Source organism: Serratia sp. HMSC15F11 (assembly GCF_001808215.1).
GTDB classification, from domain to species: Bacteria; Pseudomonadota; Gammaproteobacteria; order Enterobacterales; family Enterobacteriaceae; genus Serratia; species Serratia nevei.
The window spans coordinates 82,939-108,218 of record NZ_KV792399.1; the positions used below are offsets into that span (position 1 = coordinate 82,939).

A 25,280-nucleotide genomic window follows, 5' to 3' on the forward strand; every position below is an offset into this window, starting at 1 on the left:
GGCAACAAGTGCGAATCGGGGTGAGAAGCGCTGGATTTTCACACGTCAGCCGCAGCGTGAAGACACGGCGCTCCGGCCGGCCCCTCGCCATCCACGAGCCGGCCTGAAAGGCGTGACGCCGCCAAATTCATTAGGCACACTTAACAAAAACATCACCCACCGCCGTTTAAATAAGCAATTAGCTGAACGCTATATCTCGCCTCACCGGCCAAATTCAGGCTGATTTACGTACGCATATCCTTATATTTGCCACAAGATAAAGTTGCGACAATGTTATTTTTGTTAATTTTATCAACTAAAAAACTCCCCTCACCGAGAGATAATGTGATCAAGTGCCAGATTATTTCTTATTAACGTGAAAAATAAGGCGATAGCGCACGGCGGACCGAGGCTCTGGGCATGAAGGGAAGGTGAGGGATGAAATACGGCGCAAACGGGCCACAGAAACAAATTGACAGTTAATCTTTGGTTATACAATAATAAATAAAATTTTCCCTGGTGTTGGCCAAGTGGCTACCTGATCCTTTCATAGGATCAGTTTTTTTTTGTATTTCCGCCAACGTCATTGCGGCCCGCATAATTCACTCCAGGCCGCCCTCCGCTTAAATCCCTTATCAGACCTTATGGCTTATCCTGCGCCGTTGAGCGCGCCGATGGCCAATTCAAAAACGCGCGCTGACGCCGACGTTATACATAAACTGCTCGCCGCTGCTCAGCCCGCCGGTTTGCGACACGGTGGCGAAGGCCGATACCCTGTCCGTCAACGGCATGTTGGCCCCCAGCGTGACATCCACCCAGTTTTTGTCCTGGCCCGCACTGTCGCGGGTGAACGAGGTTTGCGTCGATTTCAAGCCACCGCCGGCGCGGTAGACGTCGTCGCCGAACTGATGCTGATAACTCACTTCCGCATAAGGGTTAAACACGCCGAATTGCGTATCCAGCCGCCAACCCAGCGCGCCGATCTGCGAGTGGTAGGTTTGATCGTTGAAGCGCATGGCGGTGCTGTCATCGCCATCTTCACCGTAGCCGGAAACGCGGCTGTAATCCCAGGCGAACTGCGCGACCGGCCCGGTGGTCAGGTAAGAAGTAATCGGGAAGTCATAGCCGGCGGTCACGCGCGCGCCCCACTGCTTGCCGGTGGTCGAACCGGTTTCGGTGCGCGTCAGCGGCCCCAGCCGCATGCTGCGGCGGATGTCGTCATAATCCATCGTCGCATAGTGCAGATCGGCGTTGACCCAGCCATGCTCGAATAGCGCCAGCGAACTGAAGGCCGACAGCAGCAGCCCGCGCGCCTTGTAATCAAAGCGGCTGGAAGGATGCTGATCGTCGTTGGAACCGGCGATCAACGCGCCGATTAACCAACCGTCGGTCAGCTGATAGTCCACGCCGACGGTCAGGTTGTGGGTAGTGGCATTGCCGTCCCCCGCCGCCCGGTTATCGGCATAGTCGTAGTGCTGGCCGGCGTAACCGCCGAACACGCCCAGCGATCCCTGCGGGTTGTCGCCGTTGCGCAGCTGCTGGAAGCGACTGTCGAGCGTGGCGCGGCTGTCGCGCGCCATCGCCGCGGTCGCCTGATTCAGCGCCACCACCTGCGCCGGGCCATCCAACACCGCCTGAATATAATCCGCAATCAGCAGGTGCGCCTGCGGGCTGGGGTGGAAATGGTCGGAGAATAGATAGGACTGGCTGGCGTCGAAGCCGGGCATATCGGAACGACAAACCGCCGAGGAAACGCCCGGCGGGCAAGCCATACCGGCGGTGTTGGCGAAGCCGAACTGCGCCGGATTGGCGATCGCTTCGGCGAACAGCTTGTTGACGTCCACCCGAACGATATTGCCGCCGCCCTGCGCCAGCAGACGGTCTTCACTTTGATTATAGAAATCGGTCAGCTGGGCGGCCTGCGCGCTCAGGCTGTCATACGCCGCGATAAGCTGCGCGGCGATCGCCTGCTGCACCTGAGGAATGGCGCTGCCCTGCTTCGCCGCGGTGGCCAACGCCGCGTGGATCGCCTGCGTGCGTGAAGCGTTGTCCGGCGTCGCCACCGAATTAAGCGTGGCATAGGCCGCCTGGATCGCCGCCCCCTGCACCGGCGACAGCGCCTGTTGAATGATCAATTCCATCAGCTGCGGCGTGGAACCGATGTTCGGCACCGTTGGCACGATCACCGTGCCGGCGCCGGCGTTCAGCAGCGAATGCACCTGCGCGGCGGCGGCCGCAGCGCTGTTATAGGCCACGCCGGGCGCGGTAGCGGCATTCAGCGCCGCCGCCGCCAGATCGTTGCCGCCGATCCAATGAATATACAGCCCGTCGCCGTCGGCCTGGCCGTTGACCCGGTTCAGGTAGCGCTGCACCTGATCCTGGGTGTTGTCGACCGGGTTCAGGCCCGGCACCGCAACGGCGCCGCCGGCGGCGTAGTTTTCACCGCCGTTGTCCGAAGCCACCAGCGCCGCTCCGATGCGTTGCGCCAACGCTTCGTCGTACAGCAAGTGCTGGTTGCCGTCATAGGTGAACCGGCCGTTATTGCCGGTATCGCTCAGGCTGTCGCCAAAGACGTACAGTTGATCGTACGCCTGAGCCGGTAGGGTCACACTGCAAAGTAGTGCCACTGCAAGCGCCGCCGGGCGGGGCATGCACGTTATTTTCAGAGGCATGAATCGACTCCTGAGAGCCTACAAATGAAGGCAATGTCGTTTTTATCATTGACCGGTTTTCCACCGGCCATGTAGTAACTATTGTCGGCTTTTTCGTCACGTCAAGCGGGCTGATGACAAAACAATCAGAGGCTTGCCAAGTTCGGCGCTACGAGCGATGATTACTGTTCATAAACACAGCATAAGGACAGTCAGGATGGCAGACGAACGTTGCGGTTGGGTGACGGCCGATCCGTTGTATCTCGAGTATCACGACAAGGAATGGGGCGCGCCCACCACCGACGCACGCGAGCTGTTTGAAATGCTGTGTCTGGAGGGGCAACAGGCCGGTCTTTCCTGGATCACCGTGCTGAAAAAGCGCGAGAATTACCGTCGCGCTTTCCACGGTTTCGATCCGCAGCGTGTCGCCGCCATGACCACAGAGGACGTGGAAAACCTGCTGCAGGACAGCGGCATCATCCGCCACCGCGGCAAGATAGAAGCCATCATCACCAACGCCAAGGCCTATCTGGCGATGGAAGCGGCCGGCGAAGATTTCGTCGCCTTCATTTGGGACTTCGTCGGCGGCCGGCCGCAGCTCAATCGCTGGCAGGCGCTGAACCAGGTGCCGGCCAAAACCGAACAGTCCGACGCCATGTCCAAGGCGCTGAAAAAGCGCGGCTTCAAGTTTATCGGCTCCACCATTTGTTACGCCTTCATGCAGGCCAGCGGGCTGGTGAACGATCATCTGACGGGGTGCATCTGCTACCCAAAGCCACGGTGATCCGCCCCTGTGGCCCGGAGGATCTCGAACGGCTGATGGCGCTGTGGCTGCCCAGCACCATCGCCGCCCATCCGTTCGTGGCGGAAAAGTACTGGCGTGAGAGCGCCGCGCTGGTGCGGGAAAACTCCCTGCCGCGCGCGCAGAGCTGGGCCTGCTGGCATCACGACGAGATCGTTGGCTTTATCAGCGTGCTGGACGAGCAGTTCATCGGCGCGCTGTTTGTCGATCGGGCGTTTCACGGCCGCGGCGTCGCCCAGGCGCTGATGACGCACGTGCAGCAGCGCTACCGCCGGCTCAGCCTGGAGGTGTACCAGCAGAACCTGCGTGCCTGCGCGTTCTACCACAAGCACGGCTTTCAGGTGACGCAGCGCCTGTTCAATGAAGAAACCCAGGCCTATACGCTGATCATGAACTGGTCGGCAGTCGAAAATTCAACCCATTGGGCTTAAAAAAGGCGCATCCGCACCCCGGATGCGCGCAATTAGGAATCCGCTTCATGGCGTCGCCTGGCGTTTTGCCGCATAACTCCCCCAGCACTTCCCCGCGCTCATCATTTGTCACGTTTTTCTCCGGAACTGCCGGCGAGTCAACGCGTCATAGTAGCGCGGTGACGCGGGCCCCACCTGCGTCGCCTATTTTTTGCGCCCCCGTTTTGGGCAGGCGCGTACAGATTTTGATGCCATTCCATTAAGGACAAGAACATGAAAAAACGCATTGCAATTATTGCCGGTGCAGTGAGCGTAGCGCTCACGCTGTCGGCCTGTACCACTAACCCATACACCGGCGAATCCGAAGTCGGCAAATCCGGCATCGGCGCAGGCCTCGGGGCCGCACTGGGCGCCGGTGTCGGCGTGCTGTCCTCTTCCAAGAAAGATCGCGGCAAGGGCGCGCTGATCGGCGCGGCGGCCGGTGCGGCACTGGGCGGCGGCGCAGGTTATTACATGGACGTGCAGGAAGCCAAACTGCGCGACAAGATGAAAGGCACCGGCGTCAGCGTCACCCGCCAGGGAGACAACATCGTGCTGAACATGCCGAACAACGTGACCTTCGACAGCAGCAGCGCCACGCTGAAACCGGCGGGCGCCAACACCCTGACCGGCGTCGCCATGGTGCTGAAAGAGTACCCGAAAACCGCGGTCAACGTTGTCGGCTACACCGACAGCACCGGCTCCCGCTCGCTCAACATGAACCTGTCGCAGCAGCGCGCCGACGGCGTAGCCAGCGCGCTGATCACCCAGGGCGTGGCGGCAAACCGTATCCGCACCACCGGTGCTGGCCCGGACAACCCGATCGCCTCCAACAGCACCGCGGAAGGCAAGGCGCAAAACCGCCGCGTCGAGATCACCCTCAGCCCGCTGCAGTAATCCCGTGCGGGGCGCGCAACCGGCGCCCCGCCGCCTCCCTGCGATTTTCTCCTTACCCTTCAATACTCCCGCCCGCACATCGGGTATGGTAGTCTCCTTGGCAATTAACCGCAGGAGGGATCGGCTGTGAGCACTGTCAAGGCAACGCGCGCCTCGGGACGCGCCACCATCAGCGATGTGGCCAGCATCGCCAAAACCGGCAAGACCAGCGTGTCGCGCTATCTAAATGGTGAACAACACCTGCTTTCCGACGATCTCAAACAGCGCATCGAACAGGCGATCCGGCAGCTCGACTACCGGCCAAGCCAGATGGCGCGCAGCCTGAAAGGCGGCCAGACCCGCCTGATCGGCCTGATCCTCGCCGATATCACCAACCCCTATTCGGTGGACGTGATGCGCGGCATCGAGGCCGCCTGCCGCCAGCACGGCTTTACCCTGCTGGTGTGTAACACCAACAACGAAGTCAATCAGGAACAGCACTACCTGCAGCTACTCAGCAGTTACCGGGTGGAAGGCATCGTGGTCAACGCGGTCGGCATGCGCGAGGAAGCGTTATCCACGCTGCAACAGTCGATGCTGCCGATGGTACTGATCGACCGCAAAATCCCCGACTTCGCCTGCGACGTGGTGGGCCTGAACAACCGCGAAGCCGCCACCGTCGCCACCGAACATCTGCTACAACAAGGTTTCGAAGCGATCCTGTTCCTCAGCGAGCCGCTCGGTACGGTCAATACCCGTCTCGAACGCCTGCACGCTTTCAGACACACCATGGCACAGCACCCCACGCTGTTGGCGGAGCAGGCCGAAACGCCGCTCAACGATCGGCAGAAGCTGGAGCAGGTGCTGAGCGATTTCAGCGGCCGCCATCGCGGCATGCGCAAGGCGGTGATCTCCGCCAACGGCGCCCTGACGCTGCAGGTGGCGCGCGCCATGCGCCGGCTCGGCATTCAGTGGGGCAACGACATCGGCCTGCTGGGCTTTGACGAGCTGGAGTGGGCGGAGCTGGCGGGCGTCGGCATCACCACGCTGAAACAGCCCACCTACCAAATGGGGCACGCGGCGCTGGAGCGGCTGGTGCAGCGCATTCAGGGCCTGGCTGCCCCCAGCGGCGAGCAGATGTTCTCCGGCGAGCTGATCGTCCGCGGCTCCACCACCCGCTAACCCGCCTTCTCCGGGGCCGTTGCCCGCCCCGCCCTCATCGGCTGTTTTTTGCTCAGCTTCGTGATTGCGATCATATTTTTACACTCTGTCGCTTTCCGCTGGAACCGGTTCCATTTAACGTACCGGTAACAGCAGCGGCGGCAACAATGCCGCCTCAGGAGTCAAAATGAAAACAGAAATCATCGTGGTCACCGGCGCCTACGGCACCGATACCGTCAAACAACACGGCGGCCAGCGCGCGCTGTTGCCCATCATCGCCGGCGCGGGCGCCGACGGGGTGGAGATCCGCCGCGAACTGTTCGCCGCCGGCGAACTGGACAGCCTGCCGGCCCTGGCGCAAGAGATTGAACGCCAGCAGCTGTTCGCCGTCTACTCGGCCCCTGAGGCGCTGTTCACCCCGCAACATACGCTGAACCCTAACCTGCCGGCGCTGCTGGCGGAAGCGCAGGCGCTGAACGCGCGCCGGCTGAAGTTGTCCCTCGGCCATTTCCGCCCCGGCTTCGATTTTACCGAGCTGAAAGTGGCGCTGGAGCAGCACCCGGTCAAACTGGTGGTCGAAAACGATCAGACGCCGGACTGCGGCATTTTGTCGATGCTGAACGCCTTTTTCCACGCCGCGGAAGATAGCCACCTGCCGGTCAGCATGACCTTCGATATGGCCAACTGGCTATGGGTGGGGCAAGACGCCTTCGCCGCCGCCGAGCGCCTGGCCCGCCACGTCGGTTACGTGCACGTCAAAGCCGCCACCCAAGGCCCGCGCGGCTGGCGCGCCGTCGCGCTGGACGATACCGACGGCAGCTGGCGCGATCTGCTGGCCCGCCTGCCGCACGATGCGCCGCGCGGCATCGAATTCCCGTTGCAGGGCGATGACCTGGAAGCCGTCACCCGCCATTACGTCAATATTTTGCGTGCGGAGTAACCCCATGATGACAACGTTAACGGCAACGACGGCGCAGCAGGCGCCCCTGGATGTGGTCACACTGGGCGAAGCCATGGCGATGTTCGTGGCGGCGCAAACCGGCGATTTGGCGGAGGTGGAAACCTTCACCAAACGCATCGCCGGCGCCGAACTGAACGTGGCGATCGGCCTGGCGCGTCTGGGCATGAACGTCGGCTGGGTCAGCCGCGTCGGCAACGATTCGTTCGGCCGCTTCACCCTGCAGCAGCTGAAAAAAGAAGGCATCAACTACCGGCAGGTGACGGTCGACGGCCACTATCCCACCGGTTTTCAGGTGAAATCCAAAACCACCGATGGTACCGATCCCAGCGTGGAATACTTCCGTAAAGGCTCGGCGGCCAGCCACCTGTCGGTCGCCGATTTCAACCCTGAGTATTTTGGTTCCGCGCGCCACCTGCACCTGAGCGGCGTGGCGGCGGCGCTGTCCAGCGAGTCGCTGGCGCTGTGCCACCATGCGGCGCGCGAAATGCGCGCCATGGGCAAAACCATTTCGTTCGACCCCAACCTGCGCCCGGTGCTGTGGCCCAGCCGCGAGGTGATGATCGAGCAGCTGAACCAGCTGGCGTTCGCCGCCGACTGGGTGCTGCCGGGACTGAAAGAGGGGCAGATCCTCACCGGCCAATCGACGCCGGAAGGCATCGCCGATTTCTATCTGGAACGCGGCGTGCAGGCGGTGATCATCAAAACCGGCCCGGACGGCGCCTGGTTTAAAACCGCCGCCGGCGACAAGGCGGCAGTGGCCGCGGTCAAGGTCGACAACGTGGTGGATACCGTCGGCGCCGGTGACGGCTTTGCCGTCGGCACCCTCAGCGCCCTGCTGGAAGGCAAAACGCTGATACAGGCGGTGCAGCGCGGCAACAAAATCGGCTCGCTGGCGATCCAGGCCATCGGCGACAGCGAAGGCCTGCCAACCCGCGCGGCGCTGGCCGAATAACAATAAAAAAAACGACTTCTCCGCATGACGTCAGCCTCTGGCCCTACAACCGGGACGCGTCGGGAGAGCATCTGCCCCTTTGTCTTGCATGCCCAGCGTGCCGGGCGAAGGGGATGCAACACCACTGAAGGATACTGAACATGAACAAAGCGACTGTCGCGGCCAAACGCTGGTGGTACATCATGCCCATCGTGTTTATCACCTACAGCCTGGCCTATCTCGATCGCGCCAACTTCAGCTTCGCCTCTGCCGCCGGCATCAATGAAGATCTCGGCATCACCAAAGGCATGGCCTCGCTGCTGGGTGCGCTGTTTTTCCTCGGTTATTTCTTCTTCCAAATTCCCGGTGCCATCTACGCCGAACGCCGCAGCGTCAAAAAATTGATCTTCTGGTGCCTGATCCTGTGGGGCGGCTGCGCCTCGCTGACCGGCGTGGTCAGCAATATCCCGATGTTAGCCGCCATCCGCTTTATCCTCGGCGTGGTGGAAGCGGCGGTGATGCCGGCGATGCTGATCTACATCAGCAACTGGTTCACCAAATCGGAGCGCTCACGCGCCAATACCTTCCTGATCCTCGGCAACCCGGTGACGGTGCTGTGGATGTCGGTGGTGTCCGGCTACCTGATCCACGCCTTCGGCTGGCGTGAAATGTTCATCATCGAAGGCATTCCGGCGGTTATTTGGGCGTTCTGCTGGTGGGTGCTGGCGAAAGACAAACCGGCGCAGGCCGGCTGGCTGAGCGCCGAGGAGAAACAGGCGCTGCAACAGCAGCTGGACGAAGAGCAGAAAGGCATCAAGGCCGTGCGCAACTACGGCGAAGCCTTCCGTTCGCGCAACGTGATCCTGCTGTGCGTGCAGTACTTCGCCTGGAGCATCGGCGTGTACGGCTTCGTGCTGTGGCTGCCTTCCATCCTGCGCAGCGGCATGCAGATGGGCATGGTGGAAGCCGGCTGGCTGTCCGCGGTGCCTTACCTGGCGGCGACCATCGCCATGATCGTGGTCTCCTGGGCGTCGGACAAAATGCAAAACCGCAAGCTGTTCGTCTGGCCGCTGCTGCTGATCGGCGCGCTGGCGTTCTTCGGCTCTTACGCCGTGGGCACCAACCACTTCTGGATCTCCTACGGCCTGCTGGTGGTCGCCGGCGCCGCGATGTACGCCCCCTACGGGCCGTTCTTCGCCATCATTCCGGAAATGCTGCCGAAAAACGTTGCCGGGGGCGCCATGGCGCTGATCAACAGCATGGGCGCGCTGGGGTCGTTCTTCGGTTCGTGGTTCGTCGGCTATCTGAATGGCGCCACCGGCAGCCCGGCGGCCTCTTACATGTTTATGGCCATCGCACTGGTGGTGGCGGTGGTGCTGACGCTGATCGTCAAACCCACCCGCAACGAGATCCAGCCGCAATTGGCTTGATCCGGTTATACTTTTTATCTGTTAACCCAACCGGGGGGGCGCCATGCCCCCTTTGGCCCAGCTGGAGTTCGTGATGAAGCCTTCTATCGTATTGTACAAAAGCCTGCCTGCCGATCTGCGTGAACGTCTGGAACAGCACTTCACCGTGCACGCCTTCAACGGCCTGCAGCCGGAGAACCGCGACGAACTGCGCCAGGCGCTGCAGCAGGCCGAAGGGATCATCGGTTCCGGCGGTAAAATTGACGAAGCCTTCCTGCAGCAGGCGCCCAAACTGCGCGCGGCCTCGACCGTTTCCGTCGGCTACGACAACTTCGACGTCGAGGCGCTCAACGCCCATAACGTGCTGCTGATGCACACCCCGACGGTGCTGACCGAAACCGTCGCCGACACCATCATGAGCCTGGTGCTGGCGACCGCACGCCGGGTGGTGGAAGTGGCCGAGCGGGTGAAGGCCGGCGAATGGCGCGGCAGCATCGGGCCGGACTGGTTCGGCGTCGACGTGCACCATAAAACCATCGGCATCCTCGGCATGGGGCGTATCGGCCTGGCGCTGGCGCAGCGCGCGCATTTCGGCTTCGGCATGCCGGTGCTGTACAACGCCCGCCGCACACACGAAGAAGCGGAGCAGCGCTTTAACGCGCGCCGCTGCGATCTGGATACCCTGCTGGCCGAGTCGGATTTCGTTTGCATCACGCTGCCGCTGACCGAACAAACCTTCCACATGATCGGCCGCGATCAGCTGGCGAAAATGAAGAAAAGCGGCATTCTGATCAACGCCGGCCGCGGGCCGGTGGTGGATGAGCAGGCGCTGATCGAAGCGCTGCAAAACGACGTGATCCACGCCGCCGGGTTGGACGTGTTCGAGAAAGAGCCGCTGCCGGCCAACTCGCCGCTGCTCAGCATGCCGAACGTGGTGGCGTTGCCGCACATCGGCTCCGCCACCCATGAAACGCGCTACGGCATGGCCGCCTGTGCGGTGGATAATTTGATCGCCGCGTTGACCGGCACGGTGAAAGAAAACTGCGTCAACCCGCAGCTGTTGCGGAAATAACTCAGCACGGCCGGTGGTCTGCGGATAACCGGCCGTGTTGCTCTTCCTGCTGCGGTGCGAACAGCGCCTGCAGCTGATGTTCTTCGGCGAAGTGCTGCAATTCGGCATCCTGAATTGCCTGAACGATCTCTTCTCGCCAGTTTTTGTCCGTCATCGCTAACCTCCTTTGATGTTCATCGTTTAATCTGCCGCAGCGCGCGCGCAAAGCCAAGCCGAATCAATCCGAAAACGCTCCGCCCTTCCTCTCCTCCCCGAAAAACCCCCGCAGGGAGGAGGCCATTTTTCCACCGTTTGCCACACTGGGCGCTACCCTGCGAGAAAACGCTTCCTGCCGCGCGTAAGGAGAGCCATGAAACTGTTACCCCTGCCCTTGTTGATGCTGCTGTCGCCTTCGGCGCTGGCCGGCTGGACGCTGCCGGGCTTCCCGGCCTTCGACGAAACTGCCGCCGGGCTGTTCGCCAGTCAGGCCGCGCTTCCCAAAGGCCAGCTGCCGCTGCGGCTGTATCAGGATAACCACTGCTGGCAGCCGGCCGAGGCGGTGAAGCTTAACCAGACGCTGTCGCTGCAGCCCTGCGGCACTCATCCGCCGGTCAGCTGGCGGCAGTTCCGCGCCGGCGATTATCAGGTGCGCATCGACACCCGCAGCGGCACGCCGACGCTGCAGCTCAGCCTGAGCAGCGCGCCGGAAAACACCGCCGTTGCCGTCCGCAGCTGCCCGCGCTGGGACGGCAAGCCGGTCACGATCGACGTCGCCTCCACCTTCGCCGAAGGCGAAACGCTGCGCGATTTCTATTCCGGTCAAACGGCGCAGGTGAGCCAGGGGAAAATCACGCTGCAGCCCGCCGCCGCCAGCGGCGGCCTGTTGCTGCTGGAATCCGCCGCCACGGCGAAACCGGCGGCGTTCAGCTGGCATAACGCCACGGTCTACTTCGTGCTGACCGATCGCTTTGAGAACGGCAACCCGGCCAATGACCACAGCTATGGGCGCCGCAGCGACGGCCTGCAGGAAATAGGCACCTTTCACGGCGGCGATCTGGCCGGCCTGACGCAGAAGCTGGATTATCTGCAGCAGCTGGGCGTCAACGCCTTGTGGATCAGCTCGCCGCTGGAGCAGATCCACGGCTGGGTTGGCGGCGGCACCAAAGGCGATTTCCCGCATTACGCCTATCACGGCTATTACGCACTGGACTGGACTCGCCTCGACGCCAACATGGGCACCGAACAGGAGCTGCGCACGCTGGTCGAGCAAGCGCATCGGCGCGGCATTCGCATTCTGTTCGACGTGGTGGTGAACCATGTCGGTTACGCCACGCTGGCGGATATGCAGACGTTCCACTTCGGCTCGCTGTATCTGCAAGGTACAGAGGTGGAGAAAACCCTGGGGAAAAACTGGAGCGACTGGCGCCCCGGGCCGGGGCAAAACTGGCACAGCTTCAACGACTACATCAACTTCAGCGACAAAGCGGGCTGGCGCCAATGGTGGGGGAAAAACTGGATCCGCACCGACATCGGCGACTATGACTCACCGGGCTATGACGACCTGACGATGTCGCTGGCCTTCCTGCCGGACATCAAAACCGAAGCGCCCGGCGCCAGCGGCCTGCCACTGTTCTATCGCCACAAACCCGACACCGCCGCGCGCGACATGCCCGGCGCCACCACCCGCGATTACCTGACCGTCTGGCTCAGCCAGTGGGTGCGCGATTACGGCATCGACGGTTTTCGCGTCGATACCGCCAAGCACGTGGAAAAACCTACGCTGGCGCTGTTGAAGCAGCGCGCCACGGCGGCATTGGCGGCGTGGAAAGCGGAGCATCCGCAGCAAGCGCTGGATGACGCGCCGTTTTGGATGACCGGCGAGGCCTGGGGCCACGGGGTGATGAAAAGCGACTATTACCAAAACGGCTTCGACGCGATGATCAACTTCGACTTCCAGGACCAGGCGTCGCAGGCATTGGGCTGCTTTGCCGACATCGACGCCACCTACCGGCAGATGGCCGAGCGGCTGCAGGATTTCAACGTGCTGAGCTACCTCTCTTCACACGACACCCGGCTGTTCTTCGCCGGCGACGCCAAAGGCTCGCTGCCGCTGCAACAGCGGGCGGCGAACCTGCTGTTGCTGGCGCCGGGTGCGGTGCAGATTTACTACGGCGATGAAAGCGGCCGCCCGCTCGGCCCAACCGGTTCCGATCCGCTGCAGGGCACCCGCTCCGACATGAACTGGCGTGAACTGCTGGGAGAAAAAGCCCCGCTGCTGGCCCACTGGCAACGGTTGGGGCAGTTCCGCGCTCGCCACCCGGCGATCGGCGGCGGCGTGCAAACCCCGCAGCCGCACGCCGCCTACTACGCCTTCAGCCGCCGGCTCGGCGACGATAAGGTGATGGGGGTGTGGGCCGGCGAACGGTCACAATAATCCAGTGTAATATGCTACTAATCGACTAATGGGCGAAGTTTGTGCCCATTGGTCGATTTGTCGGCCGCATTGCAGCGGGATTTGTCTGGCGGTATGGTGGGGGATTACCTGCTAAGAAACAGTACTGCTGCACCTATGACTTTCTCACTTTTCGGCGAAAAATTTACCCGTTATGCGGGCATTACCCGTTTGATGGACGACCTGAACGAAGGCCTGCGCACCCCCGGTGCCATCATGCTCGGTGGCGGCAACCCGGCGCAGATCCCAGAGATGGAAGCCTACTTCAAACAGCTGTGCCAGGAGATGCTCGATCAGGGCAAACTGACCGAAGCGCTGTGCAACTACGACGGCCCGCAAGGCAAGGACGCGCTGCTGGAAGCGCTGGCCAATCTGCTGCGTGACGAGCTCGGCTGGGAGATTTCGCCACAGAATATTGCACTGACGAACGGCAGCCAAAGCGCGTTTTTCTACTTGTTCAACCTGTTCGCCGGCCGCTATGCCGACGGTTCGCGCCGCCGCGTGCTGTTCCCATTGGCGCCGGAATATATCGGCTATGCCGACGCCGGGCTGGACGAAGGGCTGTTCGTCTCCGCCAAGCCGAACATCGAGCTGCTGCCGGACGGCCAGTTCAAGTATCACGTTGATTTCGAACACCTCACCATCGGCGACGACATCGGCATGATCTGCGTTTCACGGCCGACCAACCCGACCGGCAACGTGATCACCGACGAAGAGCTGATGAAGCTTGACCTGCTGGCGCAGCAGCGCGATATTCCGCTGGTGATCGACAACGCCTACGGCGTGCCTTTCCCCGGCATCATCTTCAGCGACGCCACGCCGCTGTGGAACCCGAACACCATCCTGTGCATGAGTCTGTCCAAGCTCGGCCTGCCGGGCTCGCGCTGCGGCATCGTGATCGCCGACGAGAAGGTGATCACCGCGCTGACCAACATGAACGGCATCATCAGCCTGTCGCCGGGCAGCATGGGGCCGGCGATGGCGACGGAAATGATCGCGCGCGGCGATCTGCTGCGCCTGTCGAACGAGGTGATTCGCCCGTTCTACAAACAGCGCGTCGAGCACACCATCGAGATTATCCGCCGCTACCTGTCGCCGGAGCGCTGCCTGATCCACAAACCGGAAGGGGCTATCTTCCTCTGGCTGTGGTTCAAGGATCTGCCGATCACCACCGAAGTGCTGTATCAGCGCCTGAAAAAGCGCGGCGTGCTGATGGTGCCGGGCCACTACTTCTTCCCGGGGCTGGAGCACGACTGGCCGCATACCCACCAGTGCATGCGCATGAACTACGTGCCCGACCCGGAGAAAATCGAGCGCGGCGTGGCGATCCTGGCGGAAGAGATCGAACGCGCGCATCAGGAAGGCTAACGCCAGCTGATTGAAAATTGACCGATAAAGATATACGATGCATATATCGTATATCTTTTTTTGGAAGGCTAGCGATGACTCGCATCGTGATCGATTTACCTGAAGAAGACCTGCGGCAGCTCGACAATCTGAAAAATATCCGCCACGTTCCCCGGGCCGAAATCATCCGTCAGGCCGTCTCCCGTTATCTGGCGGAGAACCACGTTGAAGATCCCAGCAATGCCTTCGGGCTCTGGTCCGGGGCGATGGGCGATGGCGTAGACTACGAAAATCGTCAGCGCGAGGAGTGGGAATAATGGTGGCTCAACGGGCGTTATTCGACACCAATATCCTGATCGATTATCTCAACGGCATTCCTCAAGCCAAAGACGTTCTGACCGAATACCACATCAACCCGGCTATTAGCGCCATCACCTGGATGGAAGTGATAGTGGGTGCCAAAAAACAGGGGCCGGCGCTGGAGCTGAAAACGCGCCAGTTTTTAGGGCAATTCCTGCTGCTGCCTATTACCGATGAAGTTGCCGAACGCGCCGTAGAATTGCGCCACTCACAGCATGTGAAGCTGCCGGACGCCATTATCTGGGCCACCGCGCAGGTGGGGTTCCGGACGCTCATCTCCCGCAACCCCAAAGATTTTGGCACTGACAACGGCGTGTTAATGCCTTACCGGCTGTAGTCGGGCAGCGTTACAGCGTCCAGAACAGCACCGCCAGCAGCTGCGGCGACATGATGCGCAGGAACATCGCCAGCGGATACACGGTGGCGTAAGACAGTGCGGCGGCGCCGCTGGTGGGATGCAGACCGTTGGCGAACGCCAGCGCCGGCGGATCGGTCATCGATCCCGCCAGCATGCCGGACAGCGTCAGATAGTTCATCTTGCCCACCGTGCGCGCCAGAATACCGACGCTCAGCAGCGGAATGGCGGTGATCAGCGCGCCGTACCCGACCCACGTCAGCCCCTCGCCGTGCAACAACGTATCGATGAAGTTGCCGCCCGATTTCAATCCAACCACCGCCAGAAACAGCACGATGCCCAGTTCGCGCAGCGCCAGGTTGGCGCTCGGCGGCATAAACCAATACAGCTTGCCGATGCTGCCGATGCGCCCCAGGATCAGCGCGGCCACCAGCGGCCCGCCGGCCAACCCCAGCCGCAATGCCGCCGGGAAGCCGGGTACGAACAGCGGAATGGAGCCGAGCAGCACCCCGAGGCCGATGCCGATAAAGACCGGCAGCATCTGCACCTGCTGCAGTTTTTGTTGGGCGTTGCCGACGATTGCCGTCACCGCGTCGATGGCCTCCGGCCGACCGACCAGGTTGAGAATGTCGCCGAACTGCAGCGTCACGTTGCTGCCGGCCACCAGCTCCACGCCGGCGCGGTTGAGGCGTGAAATCACCACGTCATACTTCTGCTTCAGGTTCAGATCGCGGATTTTCTTGCCCAGCACCTGCTCGTTGGTCACCACCGCCCTCACCACCTGCAGCGCGGTGCCGCGCGTCGACAGCGAGGCATCCACCTCTTCGCCGATCACCAGCCGAGCATTTTCCAGATCTTCGCGTTTGCCCACCAGATGCAGGTAGTCGCCAAGCTCCAGCCGCTCGTGCGGCGCCGGCACCATCAGCAGCTCCCCGCGTTTGAGGCGCGAACAGACGATCGCTTCACCGTTGAGCAGCGGCACCTGCTTGATCGCCATGCCCTGCAGATTCGGGTTGCGCACCGCCACGTTCATGGCGTGCAGCAGCTCACGCTGATTGCCCAGGCTGCTTTCAAACGCCTGCGCCTCGCGCTCGATGTTGATGCGGAAAAACAGCCGGATCAGCCACATCACCAGCAGAATGCCGCATATGCCGAACGGATAGGCCATGGCGTAGCCCATGCCCATCCCGTCCACCAACGCCGGATCGGAACCGAGATCGGTCAGGATTTGTTGACCGGCACCCAGCGCCGGAGTATTGGTGACCGCGCCGGAGAACACGCCGAGGATGATCGGCAGCGGCACGTCGAACAGCTTGTGCACCGCCGCCGCCACGACACCGCCGGTCAGCACCAGCAGCACCGCGAAGGCGTTGAGGCGCAGACCGGAGACGCGCAGCGAAGAGAAGAAACCGGGGCCGACCTGAATACCGATGGTGTAAACGAACAGGATCAGGCCGAACTCCTGGATAAAGTGCAGCATGTCCCCGTTCAGGCTGATTTGCCCACTCTGGGCGAAGTGACCGACCAGGATGCCGCCGAACAGCACGCCGCCGATGCCCAGCCCGACGCCGTACAGCTTCCAGTTCCCCATCCACAGCCCAATGACGGCCGCCAGCGCCAACATGCTGACGGTCAGGGCGATATCGTTCATAGATCACATCCTTGCCAAAGTTGAATCGGGAATTCGCAGTTAAAAGCACACAGTTAACAAGGATTATGACATCGGACAGACGGGGGGACTGTGGCGTGCGCCACATAACGCAGCGGGGGAGATCCGTCTGGATCTCCCCCGCATGATGATGACCGTTTTTCAGTCGGTTATTTGGCTTCCAGCTCCGGCGTCGCACCGATGGCGATGCGCTGCGGCTGCAAGGCTTCCGGCACCTGACGCACCAGATCGATGTGCAGCAGGCCGTTTTCAAATTTGGCCTCGGACACCTGCAGATGCTCCGCCAGGGTGAAGGTCAGCTGGAACTCTTTGCACACCAGGCCTTGATGCAGGTATTCGACCTGTTTTTCCGGCGGCGTAGGTTTACCGCTGACGGTCAACCGCGGCCCTTCCACTTCGATATTCAGTTCACTCTGCCGGAAACCGGCCAGCGCCAGAGAAATGCGGTAGTGATTGTCATCGCTTTTCTCGATGTTGTACGGTGGGAACCCCTGGGGTTCCTGGCCACCCATTGAACTGGCCAATTTATCAAAACCAATCCACTGACGCAGAAGCGGGGATAAATCGTAATTACGCATAGGAACAACTCCTTTCATTAAGCGAGATGTGTTTATTCAGCCCCCTGACGGCAGGCTAGGTATTATTTTCCGGCAGCGTACCTGCCGGCGAAACGGGAATTTATTTAATTTCGATGCGGCGCGGTTTTAATGTTTCCGGCACGATGCGTTGCATGTCGATATACAACAGGCCATTCTCCAGTTTGGCGCCTTTAATTTGAATATGTTCGGCCAGCTGGAATTTACGCTCGAAATTACGCTCGGCGATGCCCTGGTATAAATAGGTTTTTTCTGCCGGTTCGTTATTGTGCGCCCCGCGCACGATCAGCAGATTATCTTGCGTGGTGATCTCCAGCTCCTGCTCGGCAAACCCGGCTACCGCGATGGCGATGCGATAATGATTTTCGTCCACCAGCTCGACATTATAAGGCGGATAACCGCCGTTGCCCTGACTCTGACCGGCTTCCAGCGCGTTAAACAAGCGATCGAAACCAATGGCGGAACGGTATAGCGGGGAAAGATCAAAATTACGCATAAAACAGCCTCCTAAGGCACTTCAGCGAGGTTGAAATAAATACGCCTTCCACTCTGGACAGGCTAATTAAGCCAGAATTCCCTTACGGCGAATTCTCAATTCGGCTCTGATGATAAAATGGGGGTTGATTTCATCAATTCAACAGGCGAGGATCAAAAAAACTTCGCACCGATTAGGCGAAAGTTTTTTTACCACTTACACTAAAGTGAGAGAGCCGCCACAGAGCGGGATTTTGCTTCTTTAAAAGCAGCAACAGGATGTTATAAATCAGCTTAATTTAGGGGAACAGCAACCCTGCAGGATGGATTAATGACGACGATGAAAGCGATAGCGACGGGCTGCATGTTGTTGGCGACCAGCGGTTGCTCCAGCGTGATGAGCCATACCGGCCCGAATCAGGGTTACTATCCCGGCACCCGCGCCAGCGTGGACATGCTGAAGGACGACAACACCAGCTGGGCGATGATGCCGCTGGTGGCGCTGGATCTGCCGTTCTCCGCGGTGATGGACACCGTACTGTTGCCTTACGACTATCTGCGTTCCGGCAACGACGCCACCGCAGACTCGCCAAAAGCGCGCATCCTGCGCAGCGAGCAGCAGAATCTGGCGGCAACCGGCAATCCCGGCGAAGGCAACGACAGCACCGCCACCCACTAATCGCGCACGCAGCGGGCCGCCAGGCCCGCCTTACACCTCAACCACAAAGATCTGGTTGAACCCCGCTATCTCGCGCATAAACGCCACTTTCTTGCCATCCGGTGAAAACACCACGGCATCCGCCGACGGCGGCTGCGCGCTGCGCTGCGTTAAACGCTGCAGGCGGCCGCCGGCGACCTCGCACAGCATCACGCTGTTATCGCACACCAAAGCAATCGCCCCGCCCTGCGGGTGCCAGCTGAACGCCGACTGGATGTCATGCTCGCTGCGGCTCACCTGGCGCGGCTCCCCGCCGTTCGGCGACACCGTCCACAGCTGCACCACGCCGCCGTCATCCTTCATCAAAAATGCAATCTGGCTGCCGTCCGGCGAACTGCGCAGCCAATGGCGCGGCGCGCCGGCCACGCCCGGAAAACGACGATCGCCGGTAAAGGTTACCCGCCGCTGCCTGACGCCCTGCGGCGGCGCCGGCAGCTCGCTTTCCGTCCCCTGCAGCGGCAAAGCGCCCGCCCTGGCGTAATCGGCATCGTTCTCCGGCAGATCGACGATAAACACCTCCGGCAGCTTCTCGCCGGAGGCGGACAGCGTATCGCCGATGAACGCCAGCGCCCAGCGCTGCCGGCTGCCGTCGGCCTTACGGTAACCTTCGCGGCCGATCCAGCCTTCTTCGTAGGCGCGATTGATCTGATCGCTGCCCGGCTGCGGCTGCGGCACGGTTTCGCTGACCAGCACGCAATAGTGGCTACCGTCATACTCGCGCGGGTGCTGTTTCGGCGGATTGACCCCGTGCAGCGGCACGGCCACCCCGACGTTGCGCAGATCGCGCGCCGGATCGCGTTCGTGCATGACGTGATCGTTGTAGGTAAAGCTAAGACGGCTGCCGTCCGGACTGAAAACGTGCACATGGCTGCCGCCGCGCAGCGCGCCGGGCGTGTAGGGGGCGGTGATATCCAGCGCGTCGAGGGTGATGGCCAACTCGCGATCCGGTTCACTGACGATCACCCCGCGGCGGTGGTGAAAATCATACTGCCAGGCGCTGTCGGGGTGCTCCGGACCGTGGATAAAGGCATAACGCGCCGGCGCATCGGGGCTGACCGTGACCACGCCGACGTGGGCGCCGTGCTGGGCGCGATAAACCACCTCCACCGCGCCGCTGGCGACGTTGACCCGCTCGATGCTCAGACCGGTGAAAGAGGCGCCGCGCGGGCGCACGTCATAAGCCAGCCATTGGCTGTCCGGCGTCCAGACGTTGATATTGGTTAACTGATGCCCGCGAGGGTCGAAAGTCAGTTGTTTTTCCCGATGGCTCATGGCGGTTCTCCTGCGCATGCCGGCACTGAGTCGCCATCTTACCGGATCGGCGACAGCGTTTCACATGGCCTGCGCGGGTAAGGCGGGGGGATTTTTCGGTTCGAAATGACGCAATTATTTTTCAGCGTCTTATCATTTAAGCCGAACGACGGCATCGGCAGGAAATAAGCGGCCGATTAGGCGCTCGCATTCCTGGCGGCGAAACTCAACGGCGCCCATGCCGTATAGGCGGATGCCGCGAGCGCTATTTTTTTCATTCTCATTTCCTTTATCAAAATAAGTCAGCGGCAGCAGCTTCCTTAACGCAAATAAATAAAAAATCGTGTCGCTAAACGACAGGTTAATGATTATTTTCAACGCCAACGCGATGCGCTTCCCCGGCCGTTGCCGCTGGCGGGCCGGGTTGCCCGGCGGGCGGGCGACGGGGTTTACAATCAATACAAAAAAGTACAAACTGGATTTTTAAGTCCAAAATATTACGGAGCCGGTATGAATCCCCTCTTCGATGCCATTGTTTCTGCCCATCAGCAACTGCGCCCTCAGGTACGGGTCACGCCCCTGGAGCGCAGCGTGCTGCTTTCACAGCAGCTCGGCTGTGAGCTGTATCTGAAATGCGACCATCTGCAGCACACCGGCTCCTTTAAATTTCGCGGCGCCAGCAACAAGCTGCGATTGCTGGATAGCGAGCAACGCCGGCGCGGCGTGATCGCCGCCTCAACCGGCAATCACGGCCAGGCGGTCGCCCTGGCGGGGCAGCTGATGGGCGTTGGCGTCACGGTTTATGCGCCGGAGACGGCGGCGAGCATCAAGCTAGACACCATCCGCGCGCTGGGCGGCACCGTGGAACTGGTGCCGGGCGATGCGCTGAACGCCGAACTGGCCGGGGAACAGGCCGCCCGCGAACAGGGAAAAACCTATATCTCGCCGTATAACGACGAGCAGGTGATCGCCGGCCAGGGCACCTGCGGCATGGAGCTGGTTGAACAGCTCACCGGTCTGGACGCCGTGTTCGTGGCGGTGGGTGGCGGTGGTTATATCGCCGGTATCGGCACCGTTTTGCGGCAATTGTCGCCGAACACGCAGCTTATCGCCTGCTGGCCTGAAAACGCCACCAGCATGTACAGCGCGCTGGAAGCGGGCCATATCTTCCCGGTGGAAGAGCAAGAAACGCTGTCCGACGGCACCGCCGGCGGCGTCGAACCGGGCGCCGTGACCTTTCCCCTGTGCCAGCAGCTGATCGACCGCAAAGTACTGGTCAGCGAAGCAGAGATCAAACACGCGATGCGCCGGATCGCCGCCAGCGATCGGTGGATTATCGAAGGCGCGGCCGGCGTGGCGCTGGCGGCGGCGATCAGGCTGGCGCCGGAATTTCAGGGGAAAAAAGTGGCGGTGGTGCTGTGCGGTAAAAACATCGTGCTGGAGAAATACCTTAAGGCCGTCGCCGATGCACATCCTTAACCGGCAGCAAATCCTCGCCGCGTTCGACGCCGAGGCCATAACCGCGCTGCTGAAGCAGGGGTTTATCGCCTATTCGCAGCGGCGGGTGCAACAGCCGCGGGTACAGCATTTCCTGTTCGAACAGGCCGCCGGCGATTGCTGCATCAAATCCGCCTGGCTGGAAGGCGACGAGCTGTTCGTGGTCAAGGTGTCCACTGGTTTCTATCGCAACGCCGAGCGCGGCCTGGCCAGCAATCAGGGATTGGTGATGGCGTTCTCCGCCCAAACCGGCGAACCCCGGGCGCTGCTGCAGGATGAGGGCTGGCTGACCGCGCTGCGCACCGCACTGGCCGGCCGCATCGCCGCCGAACTGTGCGCGCCGCCGCATATTCAGGCGATCGGCATGGTCGGCACCGGCCTGCAGGCGCGGCTACAGCTGCAATGCCTGAAACCGGTGACCGATTGCCGCGAGGTGTGGGTGTGGGGCCGCAACGAACAGGCGCTGGCGGCGTATCGGCGCGATGCCGAGGCCGAAGGTTTTCGGGTGCGGGTCACACAGGACGCGGCCGAGCTGGCGGCGCACTGTCAACTGATCGTGACCACCACGCCCAGCCGCGAACCGATCTTGCAGGCTGCGGATATCCGGCCCGGCACGCACATCACCGCCGTGGGCGCCGACGCGCCCGGCAAGCAGGAGCTGGCGACCGATCTGGTGGCCAACGCGGACGCGCTGCTGGTCGATGCGCTGGCGCAATGCGCTGACTATGGCGAGATCGCGACGGCTTATCGGCAAAACAGGCTCACTTCAATGCCAATCGTCGAAATGGGCGCCCTCTTGGCGCAGGGCGGGCGGTTGCGAAGCGAACCGCAGCACATCACCATCGCCGATCTTACCGGGCTGGCGATTCAGGATCTGCAGATCGCCAAAGGGGTGTTGGCGGCAATATAAAGGGGCGCCGCAGCGCCCCGTGTTCTCAGGCGTTGAGCACGAACTTCTCGATGGCGCGCGCCACGCCGTCTTCGGTATTGGCGCCGGTGACAAACTGCGCCACCGCTTTCAGCTCGGGAATCGCGTTGCCCATCGCCACGCCGACGCCGGCATACTCAATCATCGCCGTATCGTTGGCCTGATCCCCCAGCGTCATGATGTTTTCCCGCGCCACGCCGAGGTGCTCGGCCAGCATTCTCACCCCGGCGCCCTTATCGACGTTCTTGTGCAGAATCTCGAGGAAATAAGGCGCGCTTTTCAAAATGGTATAACGCTCGCGCGTTTCCGACGGGATGCGCGCGATAGCGCGGTCCAACAACTCCGGCTCGTCGATCATCATCACTTTAGGGAAACGCATCTGGCGATCCATCTCTTCCACGCTGCGGTATTTCAGCGGAATACCGGTCATTTCCGCCTCGTGTATGGTGTATTTGCCGATGTCTTTGTTCGGGGTATACAGGGTGTCGAAATCGAACGCCTGGTAGTGAACGCCGAGCTCGCGCGCCATCTGTTCGAAGTGCAGATAGTCCTCGAAGCCCAGCGTTTCCTGCAGGATGCAGGCGCCGTCGACCGCACGCAGCACCAGTGCGCCGTTATAGGTTATACAGAAATCGCCGGGGCCCTGAATGTCCAACTGGCGCAGATAGTCCTGCACGCCGACATAAGGCCGCCCGGTGGCCAGCACCACGTGCACCCCTTTGCGCCGCGCTGCCGCGATAGCCTGCTTTACCGCCGGCGTGATTTGGTGCTGCGGATCCAGCAACGTGCCGTCCATGTCGATCGCAATCAGTTCAATAGCCATTCAACGCTTCTCCCAGTGGTTTTTTCTCATGCTAACGCGTTTCAGCCTCGGCTGTCAGCGCCAAAAAAGGCGTAAAAAAATCCGCGCGGGTCGCCCGGCGCGGATTTTCACAGCCATTAACGCATCAGATATCGATGTTCGCCGCTTTCAGGGCGTTTTCTTCGATAAAGGCGCGGCGCGGTTCAACCGCATCGCCCATCAGCGTGGTGAACAGCTGATCGGCAGCGATGGCGTCCTTGACGGTCACACGCAGCATGCGGCGGCTTTCCGGATCCATGGTGGTTTCCCACAGCTGCTCCGGGTTCATCTCGCCCAGACCTTTATAACGCTGCACCGACAGGCCGCGGCGCGACTCTTTAACCAGCCACTCCAGCGCCTGCTCGAAGCTGTCTACCGGCTGACGACGTTCGCCACGCTCGATGAACGCACCGTCTTCGATCAGCCCGCGCAGCTTCTCGCCCAGCTGGCAGATCTTGCGGTATTCGCCGCCGTGAATGAAGTCGAAGTCCAGCTTATAGTCGGTATCCACGCCGTGGGTGCGGATGCGCAGCGCCGGCTCGAACATCTGGCGCTCACGGTTCTCGAAGATAACGAAGTCATAGCTGCTGCCGTGCTGCTCTTTGTCGTTCAGCGCCTGCACCAGCGAAGCGATCCAGGTTTTCACCTTGGCTTCATCGCTGAGATCGCCTTCGTTCAGCGTCGGCTGATAGATCAGGCTGTTCAGCAGCGCGCGCGGGTAGCGGCGCTCCATACGGCCGATCAGCTTCTGCACGCCGTAGTGTTCGGCCACCAGTTTTTCCAGCTGCTCGCCGCCGAGCGCCGGTGCGCTGGCATTGGTGTGCAGCGTAGCGCCGTCCATCGCGATGGCGATCTGGTACTGATCCATCGCCTCGTCATCTTTGATGTACTGCTCTTGCTTGCCTTTCTTCACCTTGTACAGCGGCGGCTGCGCGATGAACACGTGGCCACGCTCGATGATTTCCGGCATCTGGCGGTAGAAGAAGGTCAACAGCAGCGTACGGATGTGCGAACCGTCGACGTCGGCATCGGTCATGATGATGATGCTGTGGTAACGCAGCTTATCCGGGCTGTACTCGTCGCGGCCAATGCCGCAACCCAGCGCGGTGATCAGCGTCGCCACTTCCTGCGAGGAGAGCATTTTGTCGAAACGCGCTTTCTCGACGTTGAGGATTTTCCCCTTCAGCGGCAAGATAGCCTGGTTCTTGCGGTTGCGCCCCTGCTTGGCAGAGCCGCCCGCGGAGTCCCCTTCCACCAGGTACAGTTCGGACAGCGCCGGATCGCGTTCCTGGCAGTCCGCCAGTTTGCCCGGCAGGCCGGCCAGATCCAGTGCGCCTTTGCGGCGGGTCATCTCACGCGCTTTACGCGCCGCTTCGCGCGCGCGCGCCGCGTCGATGATTTTGCCGACCACGATTTTCGCGTCGCCTGGATTTTCCATCAGGTAATCCACCAGCTTCTCGTTCATCAACGTTTCAACCGCGGTTTTCACCTCGGAAGAGACCAGCTTGTCCTTGGTCTGAGAAGAGAACTTCGGATCCGGCACCTTCACCGACACCACGGCGATTAAGCCTTCACGCGCATCATCGCCGGTGGCGCTGACCTTGGCCTTCTTGCTGTAGCCTTCCTTTTCCATGTAGCTGTTCAACGTACGGGTCATCGCGGTACGGAAACCGACCAGGTGCGTGCCGCCGTCGCGCTGCGGAATGTTGTTGGTGAAGCAGTAGATGTTTTCTTGGAAACCGTCGTTCCACTGCAGCGCCACTTCCACGCCGATGTCGTCTTTCACGGTCGAGAAGTAGAACACGTTCGGGTGGATCGGGGTTTTGTTCTTGTTCAGGTACTCGACAAACGCCTTGATGCCGCCTTCGTAATGGAAGTGGTCTTCACGGTCGGTGCGCTTGTCCTGCAGGCGGATAGACACGCCGGAGTTGAGGAAGGACAGCTCGCGCAGACGCTTGGCCAGAATGTCGTATTCGAATTCGGTCACATTGGTGAAGGTCTGGTGGCTCGGCCAGAAACGCACCATGGTGCCGGTCTGCTCGGTTTCGCCCACCACATTCAGCGGCGCCTGCGGCTCACCGTGGCTGTAAGTTTGTTCGTGTACTTTGCCTTCGCGGCGGATCACCAGCTCCAGTTTCTCAGACAGAGCGTTAACCACCGAGACGCCCACGCCGTGCAGGCCGCCGGAAACTTTATAGGAGTTGTCGTCGAATTTACCGCCGGCGTGCAGCACGGTCATGATGACCTCTGCGGCTGAAACCCCTTCTTCAGGGTGAATGCCGGTCGGAATGCCGCGGCCGTCATCCTGTACCGATACCGAGTTGTCGGCATGGATGGTGACCTGAATGTCACTACAGTGGCCCGCGAGCGCTTCGTCGATAGCGTTGTCCACAACCTCGAATACCATGTGGTGCAGACCGGTGCCGTCATCGGTATCGCCGATATACATGCCCGGGCGCTTGCGCACCGCATCCAGCCCTTTTAATACCTTGATACTTGAGGAGTCATAAGAATTCGACATC

24 protein-coding genes are annotated in these 25,280 nt (G+C 61.1%); 15 read left to right on the plus strand and 9 right to left on the minus strand.

From position 1 onward, the window contains the following. Positions 1-662 precede the first annotated feature (662 nt). Positions 663-2,651 (minus strand): autotransporter domain-containing esterase, encoded by a 1,989-nt coding sequence (locus HMPREF3138_RS04360; protein ID WP_038875983.1) that lies wholly within the window; start codon positions 2,649-2,651, stop codon positions 663-665. Between the two features lie 196 nt (positions 2,652-2,847). Here HMPREF3138_RS04360 and HMPREF3138_RS04365 point away from each other — a divergent pair, with 196 nt between their 5' ends. The 8 genes from HMPREF3138_RS04365 to ghrB all read left to right on the plus strand — a co-directional run bounded on the left by HMPREF3138_RS04365 (position 2,848) and on the right by ghrB (position 10,291). Beyond that, on the plus strand, positions 2,848-3,414 hold the full coding sequence (locus HMPREF3138_RS04365) for a DNA-3-methyladenine glycosylase I (protein ID WP_038875986.1): 567 nt from the start codon (positions 2,848-2,850) through the stop codon (positions 3,412-3,414). Next, positions 3,411-3,863, plus strand: coding sequence for an N-acetyltransferase (locus HMPREF3138_RS04370; RefSeq protein ID WP_070558812.1), 453 nt, complete (start codon positions 3,411-3,413; stop codon positions 3,861-3,863). Before HMPREF3138_RS04365 ends, HMPREF3138_RS04370 begins: the two co-directional genes overlap by 4 nt. A gap of 252 nt (positions 3,864-4,115) precedes the next feature. Next, positions 4,116-4,778: an OmpA family lipoprotein gene (locus HMPREF3138_RS04375; protein WP_016929583.1), complete on the plus strand. Its 663-nt coding sequence runs from the start codon at positions 4,116-4,118 to the stop codon at positions 4,776-4,778. 126 nt (positions 4,779-4,904) lie between these two features. Next, positions 4,905-5,939, plus strand: a complete 1,035-nt coding sequence (locus tag HMPREF3138_RS04380) for a LacI family DNA-binding transcriptional regulator (protein ID WP_038875990.1) — start codon at positions 4,905-4,907, stop codon at positions 5,937-5,939. 166 nt (positions 5,940-6,105) lie between these two features. Beyond that, positions 6,106-6,858, plus strand: coding sequence for a sugar phosphate isomerase/epimerase family protein (locus tag HMPREF3138_RS04385; RefSeq protein ID WP_038875991.1), 753 nt, complete (start codon positions 6,106-6,108; stop codon positions 6,856-6,858). A 7-nt stretch (positions 6,859-6,865) separates the two neighbouring features. Further along, positions 6,866-7,831: a sugar kinase gene (locus HMPREF3138_RS04390; protein ID WP_038876064.1), complete on the plus strand. Its 966-nt coding sequence runs from the start codon at positions 6,866-6,868 to the stop codon at positions 7,829-7,831. 140 nt (positions 7,832-7,971) lie between these two features. Next, complete coding sequence (locus tag HMPREF3138_RS04395; RefSeq protein WP_038875993.1) at positions 7,972-9,240, plus strand: MFS transporter; 1,269 nt, start codon at positions 7,972-7,974, stop codon at positions 9,238-9,240. 73 nt (positions 9,241-9,313) lie between these two features. Then, positions 9,314-10,291 carry a glyoxylate/hydroxypyruvate reductase GhrB gene (gene ghrB / locus HMPREF3138_RS04400; RefSeq protein ID WP_038875995.1) on the plus strand — a complete coding sequence of 326 codons (978 nt, stop codon included), beginning with the start codon at positions 9,314-9,316 and terminating at the stop codon, positions 10,289-10,291. 1 nt (position 10,292) lies between these two features. On the opposite strand, the gene HMPREF3138_RS26635 is transcribed toward ghrB, so the two are convergent. Next, complete coding sequence (locus HMPREF3138_RS26635) at positions 10,293-10,445, minus strand: hypothetical protein (RefSeq protein ID WP_168166338.1); 153 nt, start codon at positions 10,443-10,445, stop codon at positions 10,293-10,295. Positions 10,446-10,640: 195 nt separating this feature from the next. On the opposite strand from HMPREF3138_RS26635, the gene HMPREF3138_RS04405 reads away from it, so the two are divergent. The 4 genes from HMPREF3138_RS04405 to HMPREF3138_RS04420 all read left to right on the plus strand — a co-directional run bounded on the left by HMPREF3138_RS04405 (position 10,641) and on the right by HMPREF3138_RS04420 (position 14,766). Then, on the plus strand, positions 10,641-12,704 hold the full coding sequence (locus tag HMPREF3138_RS04405; protein ID WP_070558814.1) for an alpha-amylase: 2,064 nt from the start codon (positions 10,641-10,643) through the stop codon (positions 12,702-12,704). Positions 12,705-12,839: 135 nt separating this feature from the next. Beyond that, the gene (locus HMPREF3138_RS04410) at positions 12,840-14,090 is read left to right on the plus strand and encodes a valine--pyruvate transaminase (RefSeq protein WP_038875998.1); all 1,251 of its coding nucleotides are present in this window, start codon (positions 12,840-12,842) and stop codon (positions 14,088-14,090) included. 74 nt (positions 14,091-14,164) lie between these two features. Then, complete coding sequence (locus HMPREF3138_RS04415; protein ID WP_038875999.1) at positions 14,165-14,386, plus strand: ribbon-helix-helix domain-containing protein; 222 nt, start codon at positions 14,165-14,167, stop codon at positions 14,384-14,386. Continuing rightward, positions 14,386-14,766: a type II toxin-antitoxin system VapC family toxin gene (locus HMPREF3138_RS04420; RefSeq protein ID WP_038876000.1), complete on the plus strand. Its 381-nt coding sequence runs from the start codon at positions 14,386-14,388 to the stop codon at positions 14,764-14,766. The genes HMPREF3138_RS04415 and HMPREF3138_RS04420 overlap by 1 nt, the downstream gene beginning before the upstream one ends. 10 nt (positions 14,767-14,776) lie before the next feature. On the opposite strand, the gene HMPREF3138_RS04425 is transcribed toward HMPREF3138_RS04420, so the two are convergent. The 3 genes from HMPREF3138_RS04425 to ibpA form a co-directional block, all read right to left on the minus strand. Next, entirely contained in the window at positions 14,777-16,435 is a 1,659-nt protein-coding gene (locus HMPREF3138_RS04425) for a putative transporter (RefSeq protein WP_038876001.1), read from the minus strand. A 167-nt stretch (positions 16,436-16,602) separates the two neighbouring features. After that, positions 16,603-17,031, minus strand: a complete 429-nt coding sequence (gene ibpB / locus HMPREF3138_RS04430) for a small heat shock chaperone IbpB (RefSeq protein WP_004933922.1) — start codon at positions 17,029-17,031, stop codon at positions 16,603-16,605. A gap of 100 nt (positions 17,032-17,131) precedes the next feature. Beyond that, positions 17,132-17,545 carry a small heat shock chaperone IbpA gene (gene ibpA, locus HMPREF3138_RS04435; protein WP_004933919.1) on the minus strand — a complete coding sequence of 138 codons (414 nt, stop codon included), beginning with the start codon at positions 17,543-17,545 and terminating at the stop codon, positions 17,132-17,134. A gap of 309 nt (positions 17,546-17,854) precedes the next feature. On the opposite strand from ibpA, the gene HMPREF3138_RS04440 reads away from it, so the two are divergent. Further along, positions 17,855-18,202, plus strand: a complete 348-nt coding sequence (locus HMPREF3138_RS04440; protein WP_016929593.1) for a YceK/YidQ family lipoprotein — start codon at positions 17,855-17,857, stop codon at positions 18,200-18,202. A gap of 30 nt (positions 18,203-18,232) precedes the next feature. On the opposite strand, the gene HMPREF3138_RS04445 is transcribed toward HMPREF3138_RS04440, so the two are convergent. Both HMPREF3138_RS04445 and HMPREF3138_RS04450 read right to left on the minus strand, forming a co-directional pair. Continuing rightward, the gene (locus tag HMPREF3138_RS04445) at positions 18,233-19,513 is read right to left on the minus strand and encodes a YidR family protein (RefSeq protein WP_038876002.1); all 1,281 of its coding nucleotides are present in this window, start codon (positions 19,511-19,513) and stop codon (positions 18,233-18,235) included. 132 nt (positions 19,514-19,645) lie between these two features. Continuing rightward, positions 19,646-19,966: a hypothetical protein gene (locus HMPREF3138_RS04450; protein ID WP_038876003.1), complete on the minus strand. Its 321-nt coding sequence runs from the start codon at positions 19,964-19,966 to the stop codon at positions 19,646-19,648. Between the two features lie 36 nt (positions 19,967-20,002). Here HMPREF3138_RS04450 and HMPREF3138_RS04455 point away from each other — a divergent pair, with 36 nt between their 5' ends. Continuing rightward, a complete protein-coding gene (locus tag HMPREF3138_RS04455; RefSeq protein WP_038876004.1) occupies positions 20,003-20,971 on the plus strand; it encodes a threonine/serine dehydratase in 969 nt (322 codons plus the stop codon). Next, the gene (locus HMPREF3138_RS04460; protein WP_038876006.1) at positions 20,958-21,899 is read left to right on the plus strand and encodes an ornithine cyclodeaminase family protein; all 942 of its coding nucleotides are present in this window, start codon (positions 20,958-20,960) and stop codon (positions 21,897-21,899) included. Before HMPREF3138_RS04455 ends, HMPREF3138_RS04460 begins: the two co-directional genes overlap by 14 nt. 25 nt (positions 21,900-21,924) lie before the next feature. Here HMPREF3138_RS04460 and yidA read toward each other — a convergent pair whose 3' ends face one another. Then, positions 21,925-22,740 (minus strand): sugar-phosphatase, encoded by an 816-nt coding sequence (yidA, locus tag HMPREF3138_RS04465; RefSeq protein ID WP_038876008.1) that lies wholly within the window; start codon positions 22,738-22,740, stop codon positions 21,925-21,927. 124 nt (positions 22,741-22,864) lie between these two features. Next, on the minus strand, positions 22,865-25,279 hold the full coding sequence (gene gyrB / locus HMPREF3138_RS04470) for a DNA topoisomerase (ATP-hydrolyzing) subunit B (RefSeq protein ID WP_038876010.1): 2,415 nt from the start codon (positions 25,277-25,279) through the stop codon (positions 22,865-22,867). Between the last annotated feature and the right edge of the window lies 1 nt (position 25,280).

Coding starts and splice junctions, on each gene's coding strand:
- HMPREF3138_RS04360 (WP_038875983.1), bottom strand. CDS start 2,651: ATGCCTCTGAAAATAACGTGCATGCCCCGCCCGGCGGCGCTTGCAGTG.
- HMPREF3138_RS04365 (WP_038875986.1), top strand. CDS start 2,848: ATGGCAGACGAACGTTGCGGTTGGGTGACGGCCGATCCGTTGTATCTC.
- HMPREF3138_RS04375 (WP_016929583.1), top strand. CDS start 4,116: ATGAAAAAACGCATTGCAATTATTGCCGGTGCAGTGAGCGTAGCGCTC.
- HMPREF3138_RS04385 (WP_038875991.1), top strand. CDS start 6,106: ATGAAAACAGAAATCATCGTGGTCACCGGCGCCTACGGCACCGATACC.
- HMPREF3138_RS04390 (WP_038876064.1), top strand. CDS start 6,866: ATGACAACGTTAACGGCAACGACGGCGCAGCAGGCGCCCCTGGATGTG.
- HMPREF3138_RS04395 (WP_038875993.1), top strand. CDS start 7,972: ATGAACAAAGCGACTGTCGCGGCCAAACGCTGGTGGTACATCATGCCC.
- ghrB (WP_038875995.1), top strand. CDS start 9,314: ATGAAGCCTTCTATCGTATTGTACAAAAGCCTGCCTGCCGATCTGCGT.
- HMPREF3138_RS26635 (WP_168166338.1), bottom strand. CDS start 10,445: ATGACGGACAAAAACTGGCGAGAAGAGATCGTTCAGGCAATTCAGGAT.
- HMPREF3138_RS04405 (WP_070558814.1), top strand. CDS start 10,641: ATGAAACTGTTACCCCTGCCCTTGTTGATGCTGCTGTCGCCTTCGGCG.
- HMPREF3138_RS04410 (WP_038875998.1), top strand. CDS start 12,840: ATGACTTTCTCACTTTTCGGCGAAAAATTTACCCGTTATGCGGGCATT.
- HMPREF3138_RS04415 (WP_038875999.1), top strand. CDS start 14,165: ATGACTCGCATCGTGATCGATTTACCTGAAGAAGACCTGCGGCAGCTC.
- HMPREF3138_RS04420 (WP_038876000.1), top strand. CDS start 14,386: ATGGTGGCTCAACGGGCGTTATTCGACACCAATATCCTGATCGATTAT.
- HMPREF3138_RS04425 (WP_038876001.1), bottom strand. CDS start 16,435: ATGAACGATATCGCCCTGACCGTCAGCATGTTGGCGCTGGCGGCCGTC.
- ibpB (WP_004933922.1), bottom strand. CDS start 17,031: ATGCGTAATTACGATTTATCCCCGCTTCTGCGTCAGTGGATTGGTTTT.
- ibpA (WP_004933919.1), bottom strand. CDS start 17,545: ATGCGTAATTTTGATCTTTCCCCGCTATACCGTTCCGCCATTGGTTTC.
- HMPREF3138_RS04440 (WP_016929593.1), top strand. CDS start 17,855: ATGACGACGATGAAAGCGATAGCGACGGGCTGCATGTTGTTGGCGACC.
- HMPREF3138_RS04445 (WP_038876002.1), bottom strand. CDS start 19,513: ATGAGCCATCGGGAAAAACAACTGACTTTCGACCCTCGCGGGCATCAG.
- HMPREF3138_RS04455 (WP_038876004.1), top strand. CDS start 20,003: ATGAATCCCCTCTTCGATGCCATTGTTTCTGCCCATCAGCAACTGCGC.
- HMPREF3138_RS04460 (WP_038876006.1), top strand. CDS start 20,958: ATGCACATCCTTAACCGGCAGCAAATCCTCGCCGCGTTCGACGCCGAG.
- yidA (WP_038876008.1), bottom strand. CDS start 22,740: ATGGCTATTGAACTGATTGCGATCGACATGGACGGCACGTTGCTGGAT.
- gyrB (WP_038876010.1), bottom strand. CDS start 25,279: ATGTCGAATTCTTATGACTCCTCAAGTATCAAGGTATTAAAAGGGCTG.